16 protein-coding genes are annotated in these 14,094 nt (G+C 69.1%); 11 read left to right on the top strand and 5 right to left on the bottom strand.

What is annotated here, in order from left to right; translation table 11 throughout:
• Window positions 1-11: 11 nt before the first annotated feature.
• On the bottom strand, window positions 12-1,289 hold the full coding sequence (locus NO360_RS11385) for an NAD(P)/FAD-dependent oxidoreductase (protein ID WP_256307929.1): 1,278 nt from the start codon (window positions 1,287-1,289) through the stop codon (window positions 12-14).
• A 108-nt stretch (window positions 1,290-1,397) separates the two neighbouring features.
• Between NO360_RS11385 and NO360_RS11390 the strand changes: the two genes are divergently transcribed.
• The 9 genes from NO360_RS11390 to NO360_RS11430 all read left to right on the top strand — a co-directional run bounded on the left by NO360_RS11390 (window position 1,398) and on the right by NO360_RS11430 (window position 8,515).
• Window positions 1,398-2,570 carry a threonine synthase gene (locus NO360_RS11390; RefSeq protein ID WP_256307930.1) on the top strand — a complete coding sequence of 391 codons (1,173 nt, stop codon included), beginning with the start codon at window positions 1,398-1,400 and terminating at the stop codon, window positions 2,568-2,570.
• 104 nt (window positions 2,571-2,674) lie between these two features.
• The gene (locus tag NO360_RS11395) at window positions 2,675-3,379 is read left to right on the top strand and encodes a metal-dependent transcriptional regulator (RefSeq protein ID WP_256307931.1); all 705 of its coding nucleotides are present in this window, start codon (window positions 2,675-2,677) and stop codon (window positions 3,377-3,379) included.
• On the top strand, window positions 3,376-4,086 hold the full coding sequence (locus NO360_RS11400; protein ID WP_256307932.1) for a TMEM165/GDT1 family protein: 711 nt from the start codon (window positions 3,376-3,378) through the stop codon (window positions 4,084-4,086). The genes NO360_RS11395 and NO360_RS11400 overlap by 4 nt, the downstream gene beginning before the upstream one ends.
• A gap of 56 nt (window positions 4,087-4,142) precedes the next feature.
• Window positions 4,143-4,838, top strand: a complete 696-nt coding sequence (locus NO360_RS11405) for a LysE family translocator (RefSeq protein WP_256307933.1) — start codon at window positions 4,143-4,145, stop codon at window positions 4,836-4,838.
• A 133-nt stretch (window positions 4,839-4,971) separates the two neighbouring features.
• Entirely contained in the window at window positions 4,972-5,193 is a 222-nt protein-coding gene (locus tag NO360_RS11410) for a hypothetical protein (RefSeq protein WP_256307934.1), read from the top strand.
• Window positions 5,186-5,563, top strand: coding sequence for a hypothetical protein (locus NO360_RS11415; protein WP_256307935.1), 378 nt, complete (start codon window positions 5,186-5,188; stop codon window positions 5,561-5,563). Before NO360_RS11410 ends, NO360_RS11415 begins: the two co-directional genes overlap by 8 nt.
• Before the next feature lie 56 nt (window positions 5,564-5,619).
• Complete coding sequence (locus NO360_RS11420; RefSeq protein WP_256307936.1) at window positions 5,620-6,666, top strand: NAD(P)-dependent glycerol-1-phosphate dehydrogenase; 1,047 nt, start codon at window positions 5,620-5,622, stop codon at window positions 6,664-6,666.
• Between the two features lie 103 nt (window positions 6,667-6,769).
• Complete coding sequence (locus NO360_RS11425) at window positions 6,770-7,390, top strand: DUF420 domain-containing protein (protein WP_256307937.1); 621 nt, start codon at window positions 6,770-6,772, stop codon at window positions 7,388-7,390.
• Window positions 7,391-7,456: 66 nt separating this feature from the next.
• Window positions 7,457-8,515 carry a glycosyltransferase gene (locus NO360_RS11430; RefSeq protein WP_256307938.1) on the top strand — a complete coding sequence of 353 codons (1,059 nt, stop codon included), beginning with the start codon at window positions 7,457-7,459 and terminating at the stop codon, window positions 8,513-8,515.
• Between the two features lie 47 nt (window positions 8,516-8,562).
• Here the strand turns inward: NO360_RS11430 and NO360_RS11435 are convergent, their stop codons facing one another.
• Both NO360_RS11435 and NO360_RS11440 read right to left on the bottom strand, forming a co-directional pair.
• A complete protein-coding gene (locus NO360_RS11435) occupies window positions 8,563-9,114 on the bottom strand; it encodes a plastocyanin/azurin family copper-binding protein (RefSeq protein WP_256307939.1) in 552 nt (183 codons plus the stop codon).
• A gap of 86 nt (window positions 9,115-9,200) precedes the next feature.
• Complete coding sequence (locus NO360_RS11440; protein ID WP_256307940.1) at window positions 9,201-9,671, bottom strand: pyridoxamine 5'-phosphate oxidase family protein; 471 nt, start codon at window positions 9,669-9,671, stop codon at window positions 9,201-9,203.
• 119 nt (window positions 9,672-9,790) lie between these two features.
• On the opposite strand from NO360_RS11440, the gene NO360_RS11445 reads away from it, so the two are divergent.
• Window positions 9,791-10,048, top strand: coding sequence for an MTH865 family protein (locus NO360_RS11445; RefSeq protein ID WP_256307941.1), 258 nt, complete (start codon window positions 9,791-9,793; stop codon window positions 10,046-10,048).
• 131 nt (window positions 10,049-10,179) lie between these two features.
• Window positions 10,180-12,021, top strand: coding sequence for a 2-oxo acid dehydrogenase subunit E2 (locus tag NO360_RS11450; protein WP_345780194.1), 1,842 nt, complete (start codon window positions 10,180-10,182; stop codon window positions 12,019-12,021).
• A 66-nt stretch (window positions 12,022-12,087) separates the two neighbouring features.
• Here NO360_RS11450 and NO360_RS11460 read toward each other — a convergent pair whose 3' ends face one another.
• Window positions 12,088-13,083, bottom strand: a complete 996-nt coding sequence (locus tag NO360_RS11460) for an NAD(+)/NADH kinase (protein ID WP_256307942.1) — start codon at window positions 13,081-13,083, stop codon at window positions 12,088-12,090.
• A gap of 3 nt (window positions 13,084-13,086) precedes the next feature.
• Window positions 13,087-14,094 carry an alpha-ketoacid dehydrogenase subunit beta gene (locus tag NO360_RS11465; RefSeq protein WP_256307943.1) on the bottom strand — a complete coding sequence of 336 codons (1,008 nt, stop codon included), beginning with the start codon at window positions 14,092-14,094 and terminating at the stop codon, window positions 13,087-13,089.

The raw sequence follows: 14,094 nt of genomic DNA on the forward strand, positions 1-14,094 counted from the left end.
GCAGCCCGCGTTCAGCGGTCGCGTTCGACCGCGCGAGCAGCCTCGCGGCCGCTCCGCATCGCTCCCTGGATCGAGGACCACGCGGTGTAGTCGCCGGCGAGGTAGGTCCGCCCGCCCGGCGCGCGGGCGTCCGGCAGCGACTCGTGGATCCCCGGCGGCTGATCGAACTGCGCGAACTCGATCCGGTGCGTTCGGATCGGTTCGAGCGCCGCGAAGTCGCGTTCGGGATACCACGACTCCAGCGTCAGCCGCGTCTCGTCGGCGAGCGCCGACGCGTCGCGGTCGAGCGCAGCGTCGCCCAGGAACGTCGCGTTGAACAGCGCCGCCCCGTCGGGCGCGTATTCGGGCGCGACTTCCGACATCGGGACGACCGTGTTCGGCGACGGGTCGGCGGCGTTGAGCAGGATCTTCCGCCCCGTCCGGGGGGCCGATCCCGCCGGCAAACGGTAGTACTGCGTCACGCAGCCGCGGGCGTCTCGCGGGATCGATTCGACCTCCGTGAGCCGATGCGCCTCCTTCGGGTCGGTGGCGACGACGACGGCGTCGGCGTCCATCGCCTCCGCGTCCGTTTCGACGGTGACGGTGCCGCCGCCGGCGTCTTCGATCGAGCGGACTCGTTCGGAGCGGCTGATCTGTGCGCCAGCGGTCCGTGCGCGTTCGGCGAGTTGCTCGGGGATCGAAGCCATTCCCGCCGCAGGGACCGCGATCGAGCCCGCCGAGAGCGCCTTGAACGTGTACTCGAAGACGCGTTTGGAGGTCGAGAGCGATCGATCGAGCGTGATGCCTCCGTAAAAGGGCGCGACGAAGTGATCGACGTAGTCTTCGGAAAAGCCCCACTCGCGGAGGGACGAGCGGATCGACCGATCCGTCGAGCGGAAGATCTCCGACTCCGTCCGCGTGCCGACGTGTTGGCGGAGCAGCAGCGTCCGGAGTTTGTCGCTCAGCGTCACCTCTGGGTTGCGGATCGACGCCGACGCCGCGCGGATGTCCCGAAGCGGGTCCGAGAGCACCGACCGCGACCCGGGGCGGGCGATGACCGCGCCGGGGCGGAAGTGCCGGAGATCCAGCGCCTCCAGATCCAGTTCCCGACCGACGGCCGGATACGCGGTGAAGAGCACCTGAAAACCGCGGTCGAGGGTGAACCCGTCTCGCGTCTCGGTTCGCACCCGTCCGCCCACGGTCGAACGTCGCTCTACGACGGTCACGTCCGCGCCCGACGCGGCGAGTCGTCGGGCGGCGACGAGTCCGGCCAGCCCGGCTCCGACGACTACCACGGAGTCTCCGTCCATAGTCGACGTTCGCCCGGCGGGCACAAAGGGACTGCGAGTGGCGACGCGATCGGCCGACGAGCCGGACCGAGTGGATAGGGATTTGGTCGTCGGAACGAAACTCCGGGTATGCAAACGACCGAGGCGTTCCGCGGACTCGTCTGCACCGAGACCGGCGAGCGCTACGACGCGACGGCGACGGGTCGAAGCGACGCCGACGCGCGGCTCGAAGCGACGTACGACTACGACGCCGTCGACTGGACGGCTGAAGCGATCACCGACAGACCGGCGTCGATGTGGCGCTACCGCGATCTGCTTCCGTTCGAGGACCCGATCACGGCCGAGGAAGGGGGAACGCCGCTCGTGTCCGCTCCGTCGCTCGCCGAGGAGGCGGGACTCCGAGCGCTCTCGATCAAAGACGAGAGCAGAAACCCCACGGGAACGATTCTGGACCGGGGACTCGCGGCAGCGGTGACTGCCGCCGGCGAGGCCGGTGCAGAACTCGTCGCGCTCGCGACACCCGGCAACGCCGGGCAGTCCGCGGCCTCCTACGCGGGGATGGCCGACCTCCGCTCGTACGCGTTCGTCCCCTCACGGTCCCCGTTCTCGAACAAGGCGATGATCAACGTTCACGGGGGCGAGATGCGCGTCGTCGGCGGACGCTATCCGGACGCCGAGGCGGCTCTCCACGAGCAGTTACAGTCGGCGTGGTACACCCTGCAGGAGTTCGACAACCCCTACCGTCACGACGGGATCAAGACGGTCGCGTTCGAGATCGCCGAGTCGCTGGAGTGGGCTCGGCCGGACGCCGTGATCGTCCCGGCGGGCACCGGCGAGGTCGTCGCCGGGGTCGCGAAGGGGTTCCGCGAACTCCGGGAGACCGGTGCCATCGAGTCGGTCCCGGCGATCTACGCCGCACAGCCGTCGGGGTGTGCGCCGCTCGTCGCCGCCCACGAACGAGGAGACGGGTCGGTCGAACCCTGGGAGTCGCCGGACACCATCGTCGGCGAGTTGGAGATCACCGAGCCGAAGGGCGGGGCCGCCGCGCTCGAAGCGATCGAGGAGACGGACGGCGGCACCGTCGCCGTCGACGACGAGGAGAGTTTAGAGAGCGCCGTGCTGGCCGCACAGCAGGTCGGGGTCGAGGTTGGTACGGCCGGCGGTGTCGCGCTGGCGGCCGTCGACCAGCTCGCAGACGACGGTCGCCTCGGCTCCGACGACCACGTCGCCGTCGTCAACACGGAATCGGGGACGAAGACGGCCGACGTGCTCCGAAGCCATCTGATGGGGAAGGGAGTATAGTTCGGCGAGCGACGAAGAGTCCTGCACGGCGTGCAGAGTTCGAATAGGGCCGAATCCGTATTTACACCGCCAGATTATTGTTTTTGACTCGTCTAAACCGTCGTATGTTGAGCGACGTGATGGAGGACTATCTGAAGGTGATCTACGAGATCCAGGCCCGATCGGGGCCGCCGGTCTCCACCTCCGCGGTCGCCGAGGCGCTCGACAAGACGCCGGCGACGGTGACGAGTATGCTCGGGACCCTCGAAGAGCGCGGACTCGTGACGCGAGAGAAGTACAAGGGGGCCGAACTCACCCAGGAGGGGGAGACCGTCGCGCTCGAAGTGCTCCGTCATCACCGGCTGCTCGAGGCGTACCTCGCCGAGCAACTCGATTACGCCTGGAGCGAGGTACACGACGAGGCCGACGCGCTCGAACACCACATCAGCGAGGAGTTTGAGCGCCGCGTCGCGGCCACACTCGACGATCCCGCGGTCGACCCGCACGGCGATCCGATCCCCTCCGCGGATCTCACGCCGTTGGAAGAGGACGAAACCACGCCGCTCTCGACGCACGACGTCGGGGACCGCGTCGTCGTCTCCCGAGTCAGTGACCGGGACCGCGAGGAACTCGAATACCTGGCCGCGGCGGGCATCACGCCGGAGACGACGCTCGAAGTCGTCGACGTCGCTCCCTTCGGAATGGTCACCGTCCGAACCGACGACGGCGCCGAGCAGAGCCTCCCCGATTCGGTCGCCGACGCGATACGCGTCCGGCCGGCGACCCAGGCGGCCGACTCCGAGGATCGGACCGAGGTGACGGACGCGTGAGTTCCTACCTCGAGATCCTCGTCGTCGCGTTCGTCGCACAGTTGGCCGTCCTCCCCGGCGAGAAGGTGCAGTTCATCATCGCCGGCCTCTCGACGCGCTACGACCCGAAGGTCGTCGTCGCCGCCGCGGGCTCGGCGTTCGCCGGGTGGACCGCGGTCGAGATCCTCTTCGGACGGGCGCTGCAGGCGGCGCTGCCGCCGGTCGTGCTCGACGCGGTGACGGCGGCGCTCTTCCTCGCCTTCGCCGTGCTGCTGTACCGGTCGGCACCGTCGTCGGAGTCGGCGACAGCGGTGTCCGCCGCGACCGAGACCGATGGGGGCTTCGCGGATGGGACGGCGCCGGCCCTCCCGGGCCCGCTGGAGCGGTACTCGGGCTCTTTCGGCGGCTTCCTCCCCATCTTCGTGATGATGGTCACCGGCGAGTTCGGCGACAAGACGCAACTGGTCACGATCGGACTGGCCGTCCAGTACGGCGCGACCTCGGCGATCTGGGTCGGCGAGATGCTCGCGATCATCCCGATCAGCCTCGCGAACGCGTACTTCTTCCACACGTTCGCCCACCGGGTAAATATGCGGAAGGCCCACCTCGCGGCGGCGGCCCTCTTCGCGTTCTTCGGAGCGGACACGGTCCTCTCGATCCTGACCGGGTTCTCGGTGTGGGAGACGTTCATCGGCGCGGTCAGCGCCGCCGCGGCCGGACTCCTCTGAAGCGGGTCGCCGCGGTTTCGGACCTTTTTTCTCGATTCTCGCCCTTCGTTCGTCCGATGACGAGTCTCGTCGCGACGCTGGCCGCCGGCGTCGTCTTCGGCGTCGCGCTCGCGGCACCGCCCGGTCCGATGAACGCGATCATCGCCGAGGAGAGCGTTCTCAGAGGGTGGCTCGCGGGGTTCAAGGCCGGCCTCGGCGCGATGACGGCCGACGGAATCTTCCTCGTGCTCGCGCTGCTCGGCGTCGTCGCATTCGTCGAGCGATTCCCGCTCGTTCGCGGGGTGATGATCGGCATCGGCGGCGTGTTGATGCTGTACTTCGCCTACGGGGCGGCGACCGACGTTCGGTCGTCGTTCCGCGCGGGTGAGGGGGCCACGGACGCCGCGGATCCGCGCGTCGGGACCGGGTTCAGAAAGGCGTTCGTGCTGGCGCTCACGAACCCCTATCAGATCCTCTTTTGGCTCACGATCGGGGTCGGACTGCTCCAGCCCGGGACGCTCGACGTCCTGGCGCAGACCCCGTACGTCGGCGAGTCGCTGGCGGGGATCGTGGTCGTCGACACCGGGTCACCCGCGCTCATCGGGGGCTTTTTCGGCGGGATCGTCCTCTGGATCACCGGCTTCCCCGCCGCGCTCGTCGGCGCCGAGCGGCGCGTCGACGCCTTCGCCCCGGTCGTCGCCGGCGTCAGCGCCGTCGTTCTCGCCGGGTTCGGCGTGCTCTTCGTGACGCAGAGCATCGCCGCTCTGTCGTAACCGTGGCGTGAGCAGGAGTCCAGTTTGCAGCATTCAACGCGCCCTCGCTCAGGGCACGCGGACCTGCCGGCCAGCCGTCGATCCGTCCGGATCGGCCGTAAAGTATGTAAGCTCAGAAACAAATGTATCTATGATGTCAGACTCACAGCCGCCAGACGATCGTATCGACGAGACGACGACGTGGCCCGAACTCGCGATCGGCCTCTACGATCGCCTGACCGGACGGGGCGCCGAGATCACATACGAGTTCGATGAGATGTCCGTCGAGGTGCCGAGCGGAACGGGACCGGACGCAGAGCACGCCACGTGGCACGTCGACGGCACCGTCCGAATCACGACCAGAGAGCGTGAGTGACCCTCGCGAGGACGAGCGGTTCGCGCCGATTTCGGTGGACGCGGATCTGACCGTCGAGGTCGCCGGGACGCAGGCCGACGTGCGGTCGATCGGCGAACGGGTGTTCGTGATGTTCCCCTCACTACTCGGCGCCGTTCGGGCGTTCCGGGCACTGCCCGACGGGTCCGAGAGACGTCTCGACGACCTGCTGTCCCGGACCGATCTCACCGTCGAGTTCCGCGTTCGCGACCGGACCGTCGCAGTCGCCGGCGTCGGAGCGCGGCCCGGGATACTCTCCGACCGTCTCGGCGTCGAAACGGTCGAAGTCCGAGTCGGTGGCGTCATCGGAGCCGCCAGACGCGGCGCCGCGGCCGTGATCCGAGCGATCTGACGGCCCCCCGCTCTCCGAACCAGTATATTCTAACGGCCCCGTCGGGTACGATGCGTATGTTCGAGAAGACGACGTGGATCAAGCTCCCGCGGAACGTCCTCGTCGGCCACGGCGTTCTCGACGACCTGTCCGCGGCGGTCGAGGACCTCTATCTCTCCGGCCGCCCGCTCGTGGTGACGAGCCCGACGCCGGACGGCCTCGTAGGCGACCGAGTGCGGGCCCAGTTCGACGTGGCCGGAACGACCGCGATCGAGACGGCGAGCTTCGACGCCGTCGAACGCGTCGTCGACGACGCCGAAGCGGCTGACGCGGGCTACCTGATCGGGCTCGGGGGCGGCAAGCCGATCGACACCGCGAAGATGGCCTCGGACCGACTGGGCTGTGGCTTCGTCTCCGTGCCGACCGCCGCGAGTCACGACGGCATCGTCTCGGGGCGCTCGTCGATCCCCGAGGGCGACACCAGACACTCGGTCGCCGCGGACCCGCCGCTGGCGGTCGTCGCCGACACGGAGATCCTGGCGGAGGCGCCCTGGGAACTCACGACCGCCGGCTGTGCGGACATCATCTCGAACTACACCGCCGTCAAGGACTGGCAGCTCGCCCACCGGCTGAAGAACGTCGAGTACAGCGAGTACGCTGGCGCGCTCTCGCAGATGACCGCGGAGATGCTCGTCGAGTCATCCGAGGCGATCAAGCCCGGCTTCGAGGAGTCGGCGTGGCTGGTCGCGAAGGCGCTCGTCTCCTCCGGCGTCGCGATGTCGATCGCCGGGTCGTCGCGGCCGGCCTCGGGCGCGGAGCACCTCATCTCACACCAGCTCGATCGCCTGGTCCCCGGGGCCGCGCTCCACGGCCACCAGGTCGGCGTCGCGGCCATCGTCACGGAGTACCTCCACTCAGGCGAGCGCGGCGAGTGGGCCGACATCCGCGACGCCCTGGAGGAGATGGGCGCGCCGACGACCGCCGCCGAACTCGGCATCGACGACGACACGTTCCTGGAGGCGCTGACGACAGCGCACTCGATCCGCGACCGGTACACGATCCTCGGCGACGGCGTGAGCGAGGCCGCGGCGCTCGAAGCGGCGACGTTCACGGGCGTGATCTAAGCGGGCGAGCGGGCGTCGCGGCGGAACCGATCGCCGGCCGATCCGGGTGACGAGGACGAAACGGGATCCGAAGACGGATTAGGACCGATTGCTAACGCTCGGTATGGCAACTTCGAGCACCGACAACGCGGTCAAACGCCACCCGCTGGCGATCACCGCCCTGCTCTCGGTCGTCGGGTACGCCGCCGTCGTCGGGACGTTCCTCGGCGTGGTTCCGAGAAGCGTGTTCCCGGATCTGTCGCTGTGGGCCGTGAACCGCCTCGCCGACGCCATCGCCGTCGTCAACGCCGTCAACGTCCTCGTGATCGCCGCCGGCTGGCGGTGGATCCGCCGCGACGAGGTCGAGAAGCACGCGGCTGCGATGGTGACCTCCTTTCTCCTCATCCTCGTGTTTCTGGTCCTCTATCTCACGAAGATCGGCGGCGGCGGCACGAAGGAGTTCGTCGGCCCGGCGCTGGTGTACTACCCCTATCTGGCGATGCTCGCGGTCCACATCGTCCTCTCTATCGTGTCGGTGCCGGTGGTGCTGTACGCGCTCGTGCTCGGGGTCACCCACTCGCCGGCGGAGTTGCGGACCGAGACGCCGCACCGTCGCGTCGGCCGGATCGCCGCCTCGGCGTGGCTGCTGTCGCTCGCGCTCGGCGTCGTCACGTACCTCCTCCTGAACCACGCGTTCAGCTGGGAGTACGTCGAATCCGCCACCGCGGCGTTGGTTCTGCTCTGACCGCGACTCCCCCGGACCGAACGCGGAATGTCGAGGATTTTTACCGCCGCGACGAAATCCACGGGTATGCGCGTCGCGTTCGTCTCGCTGTACCCCGATCAGCTCCGTTCGGACGGTGCCACGAGGCGAACCCGACGGGTCGCCGAGCGTCTCGCCGCGCGCGGTCACGAGGTCGTCTTCTGCTGTGCGCAGTGGTGGGGCGGACCGCTCGACGAGTTCGAGCACAACGGCGTCGAGTACGTCGCCGTCGTGGAGGAACCGTCGGTCCGATCCTTCGCCTCGAAGCTCCCCTTCGCGCTCCGGCGCGCGTCGCCCGACGTGATCCACGTCGCGAACAGTCCGCCCGCGCAGGTCGTCGCCGCGAAGACCGCCGCGCGCGTGCTTCGGACGCCGGTCGTCGTCGATTGGTGGACCCGACGGGACGACGACTCCGAGCGGATGCTGCGCCGCGCCGCGAAATCGGCGGACCGCGTCCTGGCCCCCTCGCGGCTGGTGAAGACGGACGTCCGCGAGTACGGCGCGGCCGCCGCCGACGTCACGCTCGTCCCCGAATCGATCGACTTCGACCTCGTGCGCGAGGCCGACGTCGACAACCGAGCGGACCTGGTGTACGCGCGGGAGTTAGACGAGCACGCAAACGTTGAGTCGTTCCTGCTCGCGCTCGCGGAGCTCCGGGGTCGGGACTGGCGGGCGGCGGTGATCGGTGACGGCCCCGAGCGCGACGCCGCCGAAGAGACCGCCGCCGAACTCCGAATCGACGACCGCGTCGAGTTCCTCGGCGACCTCGACCCCGAGGCGTTCGTCCCGATCCTGAAGGGCGCGCACGTGTTCGCCCAGACCGCGACCGTCGAACCGTTCGCCCGCGGGCTGCTCTGGGGGCTCGCGTGCGGCTGCATCGGTATCGTCGAGTACCAGGCGCGGTCGAGCGCCCACGAACTCGTCGAGAACCTCGACCGCGGCGCGCGCGTCACGAGTCCGCAGGAACTGGCCGACGAGGTCGTCGCCGCCGCCGGCCACGACCCCGCGACGACCAACGAGGCGTTCGTCGGGTACGATCACGACTCGGTTCTCACCACCTACGAAAACGTCTACGAGGCCGAACGCGACGCGTACGGCTTCTTCTGACCGCCGTTACGAAAAGCGATCGTCGCGACGTCGGGTCGACCGGGTGACTACTCCTCGTCTTCGAGTTCGTAGTCGCCGCCGTACTTCAGGAAGAAGAAGGCGAGCCCGAGCGTGGCGACCATCGCGAACGTCGTCGCGACGCCCAGCGTCTTCGCGGAGTCGGGGACGGACGGGACGTTGGAGGGCTCCGGCGTCTCGATCTCCTCGACGACCTCGATCGTGGCCTCCATCCCGGCCGTGAGGTGGGGTTCGCAGTAGTACTCGTAGGTGCCGAGCGTCTCGAAGGTGTGGGAGTAGGTGAACCCCGTGTTCTCGATCGGCTCGTGACCGCCCCAGTCCGCGCCCTCGGGCTGGCTATCGACGACGATGTTGTGGTTGTCCGAGTCCCAGACGAACTCGACCGTCGTTCCCGGCGTTACCTGTAGCGGTTCGCTCGTCCCGGGTTCGAAGACCAGGTCGCCTCCCGGCCCGACCGTGACCGTCGCCGTTCCACCGCTCTCCTGTCCCGCAGCGGTCCCGGCGGCCCCGGCGACCGCGGCGGTCCCGGCGGCCGTCGTGAGGAAGGCGCGACGGGACATCTCCGCGTTGCCGTCAGTCATACTCGGGGGTTGGGAGTCGCCTGTAGTGAATACTTTGGTTTGTCTCGTCGATCGGCCCTGATCGGAGCCGGTTCGTCGCGAGCGAGTCACTCCGCGGGATCCGAGTCGCTCGTCGGCGAGTGACGACCGTTCAGTTCGTCGATGGTCAGTTCGTACCACTCGGGGTTGAGTTCGTTCGACGGCCGGTCGAAGACGCTGAGGCCCGCGACCGACGCGTACTCGGCGAACACCTCCGAGGCGTCGAGCGCCGCCGGCGCGGTGTCTTCGATGGGGGCGAGCGTCCCAGTGATGACGACGCTTCGCCAATCGCCCGGACCGTTCCATTCGTAGCTGACGAGCGAGACGTACGGCGAGTCGTCGAGGCGCGCCTGTTTTTCGCTCCCCTCGTGGAACACCAACTGGAAGATGCACCGGTTCTCCAGGACGTCGTAACCGAACGAGACCGGCAGCCCGTACGGCACCTCGCCGCCGAACGAGAGGACGCCGTGCCCCTGCCGGGTGAGGAACTCGGCGACGTCCGCGTCACTCATTTCGATACCGTAGGTTCCACTCGCCATTATCCGAATTCTCCGGGCGACGGACAAGAATGTACGGTCTCGCCGCCGAGCGCGACAACTCCCAACCGATTTGTAGTGGTTCCGGAACGCTTTTGCGCGTCGTCTTTCACGTGACGGCTATGGCAGACGTAGAGGCGGAACTCCGCCAGCAGTTCACAGACGCGTTCAGTGGTGCAGACTTCCCGATCGACAGCCAGATGGACCTGGTGCCGACGCTCCCGGACGGCCCGGGGACGAAGTTCGAGGCGGGCGACGTGACGCTCACCGCGATGGAGATGGCCGCGAAACTCGGGTCGCACCAGGACTTCCCCTACGACGACGTCGAATCGCTCGTCGACGACGTCATCGAGGGGCTCAAAGCCGAAGGAATGATCTGAGCGTCGCGTGTCGGCCCGCCACGATCGATTTGGTCTTGCCCCCTGAGGATCAGTGTCGGGAGTCGTATCCACCGACGGACGGGTCGTAACTGTCCTCAACGATTATGTGGAATGCTGCCGAGTGTTCGGGTATGGGATACGTCGTTCGGATGCCGAAACTCGGTCTGGAGATGGAGAGCGGGACGCTCCTCGAGTGGTTCGTCGAGGAAGGCGAGTCGGTCGAAGACGGCGCAGTGCTCGCAGAGATCGAATCCGAAAAGACGACCGCCGAGGTCGACGCCAGAGAGAGCGGCGTGCTCCGTCGCGTCCTCCTCGATGCGGGTGAGACCGTGTCCCCTGGGACCCCGATCGGGATTCTCGCTGAGGACGAGGCGGATATCGCGGACCTGATCGCAGACGCCGAGGCGGATCTCGGGGACGCCGCAGAATCGACAGCGGCGACCGCGCCGGACGAACCGGAGGCGACGGCGTCAGCGGAGACGGGGGGATCCCCCGACGCTACCGCGACGGAGCCCTCGGCGGCGTCCGGGGCCCCCGCGAAGGCCAGTCCGCGTGCGCGGAAGCGAGCCGACGAGTTGGGCGTCGACCTCGCCGAGGTCGACGGCACCGGTCCGCAAGGGGCAGTCACCGAAGACGACGTGGAGGCGAGCGCGGGCGCGGCGAGCGGGGCCGACGCGGCCGGCGGCGAGGTACGGGCGTCGCCGCGCGCGACGAAGCGCGCCGAGGACCTCGGCGTCGACCTCGCGGCCGTGACCGGGTCGGGGCCGCAGGGGGCGATCACCGAAGACGACGTGGAGGCGCACGCGGAATCCGCGGGCGAAGCGACGCAGGCCGAGCAGGGGCCGGGAGCGACGCGGACGGTCGTCGAGGAGCGCGCCTTCGACGGGATGCGCCGGACGATCGCAAAGCGCCTCAGCGAGAGTTACCGCGAGGCGGTCCACGTCACCGAGCACCGCGAAGTCGACGCCGGGGAACTGCTCGCCGCCGCCGACGCCGCCGAGGCGGCCCTCGACGCCGAGGTTTCGATGACCGACGTGCTGTTTTTCGCGCTCTCGGACGCCCTCGACGAGCACCCCGCGTTCAACGCGACGTTCGAGGACGACACCCACCGACTCTACGCGGAGCACAACGTCTGTCTGGCCGTCGACGTCGAACAGGGCCTCGTCACGCCGGTCATCCCCGACGTCGGCGGGAAGTCGCTGTCGGCGCTCGCCGCCGAGCGCCGCGAGGTCGTCGAGCGGACGCTGGACGGCGACTACACGATGGGCGACCTCCAGGGCGGGACGTTCACCGTCACCAACCTCGGCGTCCTCGGCGTGGAGTCGTTCGATCCGATCATCAACCCGCCGCAGATCGCTATTCTGGGCGTGAACACGCTGCTCGACCGCGTCGTGATGGGCGAGGACGGGACGCCGGAGACGCGCCGGGTGCTCCCGCTTGACCTCTCCTTCGACCACCGTGTCGTCGACGGCGCGGACGCCGCGCGCTTCCTGGGGACGCTCGCTGACAATATCGAGGACCCTTGGCCGCTCCTTCCCGAGGCGGTCGCGGCCGAGCGAGAGGCGGGCGCTGCCGGGACGGCGGGCGCGTCGGCCCCGCGTACTGCCACCGCCCACTCTGCGGCGGGGATGTCCGGGAGCGTCCGGACCCGGGGCACCGAACAGCGCTACGGCGACGGCCCCGAACCCTCGCCCGTCGACCTCTTCCTCGGGTCGCTCGCGGCGTGTCTGTCGCTGTCGATCCGCTACCAGGTGGAGATGCGCGACGTCTCCGTCGGCGACATCGACGTCGAAACCGACGCGGATCCGGAATCGGGGTCGGTGGAGTCAGTCGACATCACGGTGCGACTGGACGCCCCCGAGGCCGACGACGAAACCCTCGACCGCGTCGTCGAGTACGGCGAGCGGAGCTGCCACGTCGCCGAACTCCTCCGCGAGGATCTCCCCGTCGAGTTGACGTGGGAGCGACGGTAGGCCGAGGGCCATCTCCGATCGGGAACCGCCACCGAACGGGGGCCGCCGCCAACGGTCAGGGGCCGACTACCGACGTTCGGCAGCGCGTGCGTCCGCCGCGAGCGGCGCGGCCTCGAAGACCGCCTCGAAGTCGACCAGGCGCGGTCCGTCGCGGACGGGCCGGACGTCGATCGCCGCGTGCTGCACTTCGAGTTCGCGCTCGCCGTCGACGCTGACGACCGCCTCCTCGACCTCGAATCCGTGTTCTTCTCCGGGATCGAGGTGTGACCACTCGCGGACGCCGACGCGTTCGACGACGCCGGGGACGGTGATCGCGGGAACGGATCGATCGGCGTCGGCGTCGAGTTCCAGCGCGACGCCGCGACCGTCGGCCGGGTCGACGCGGGTGAGCGCGCCGGCGACGCCGGAGAGGCCGACCTCGCCGCGGCCGGCCCGGGAGACGCCGCCGCCGAGGAAGTCGTCGGGATCGAGCACCGCCCGCGTGCCCACGAACGACTGGTCGACGATGCCGACGGTCGCGAGCCCCCTGATCGAGCGCCCGTCGTCGACGCTGGCCTCGACCATCGTGTGGCGATACGTGACGGCCTCGGAATCGACGGCGTCGGTGGCGAGGAAGGCCGCCGCCGCGCCCGCGACGGTCCCGTCGACGGGGGTGGGAACGACGTTGTTCGTCCCGGTGGAGACCGCGAGCACGGGCACGTCGCCGATTTCGACCGCCAGGTCGCGGGTCGTGCCGTCGCCGCCGAAGACGACGACCGCGTCGACGACCTCCCGGAATCTCTCGGCCGCGCGCCGCGTGTCCGCACTCGTGCCCCCGACGGGCATTTCGAGGAGCCTGACGTTCGCTCCGTCGGCCTCCTCGACGGTCCGTTGGCCGATCTCGCCGCCGTCGGGAGCGACGACGATGTCGACGGGATCGTCGGCGAGGTCGACGCCTGCGAGGACGCATTCGGCGGCCCGACGCTTGCCGTAGGTGTCGCTGACGGTCGCGCCGCCCGTCAGGCGGCGGACGTCCCGCCCGGCCGCGGGATTGACGAGGAGCCCGATTGTCGGTGCGGCCACTCCTCAGGCCACCTGACTGATCGCCTCGCGGACGTCGTCGCCGTCCGGGACTACCTCGTCTTCCAGCGGCGTGCTGAACGGGATGTGTGTGTCCGGCACGCCGACGCGCTGCAGCGGCGCGTCGAGGCTGAAGAACTCGTGTTCGACCATCCGGGTGATGACCTCCGCGTGGACGCCGTAGGAGAGCGGGCTCTCGTCGGCGACGACCATCCGGCCGGTCTTCCGGACGCTCTCGGCGAGCGTGTCGGTGTCGAGCGGGTAGAGCGAGCGGAGGTCGATGACCTCGACGCTCGTCTCGCCCGCGAGGTCGTCGGCGACGTCGAGCGACTCGCCGACGAGCCGCTGGGTCGCGACGACGGTGACGTCTTCACCTTCCCGCTCGACGCTCGCCTCGCCGATCGGGAGCGTGTAGCCGGGATCCGTCGGGACCTCCCCGGACTGCTCGTACATCATCTTGTTCTCGAAGAAGAACACCGGGTCGTTCGAGCGGATCGCGGACTTGAGCAGCCCCTTCGCGGCCGCCGGCGTCCCCGGAGTCACGGCCTTCAGCCCGGGGAAGTGCGCGAACCAGGTGTGCGGCGTGCCGGAGTGCTGGCTCGCCGCGCCCATCCCGCCGCCCTCCGTCGTCCGGACGGTGACAGGCATCTCGATCTTGCCGCCGAACATGTAGCGCATCTTCGCCATCTGATTCATAATCTGTTCGCCGGAGACGCCGAGGAAGTCGGAGAACATCACCTCGACGACGGGGCGTGAGCCGGTGGCGGCCGCGCCGACGCCCGCGCCGACGAACCCGGCCTCGCTGATGGGCGTGTCGCGGACGCGATCGCCGCCGAACTGCTCGATGAGACCGTCAGTCACGTCGAGGACGCCGCCGAACGTTCCGACGTCCTCGCCCATCACGAAGACGTCCTCGTCCTGTTCCATCTCCTCGCGGAGCGCCGCGCGGATCGCCTCGCGGACGGTCAGCGTCTCGGTTCGATCGGTGGATGCGGTTTCGGGTTTGGTGCTCAT

The organism is Halobellus litoreus, assembly GCF_024464595.1.
Lineage (GTDB): Archaea > Halobacteriota > Halobacteria > Halobacteriales > Haloferacaceae > Haloquadratum > Haloquadratum litoreum.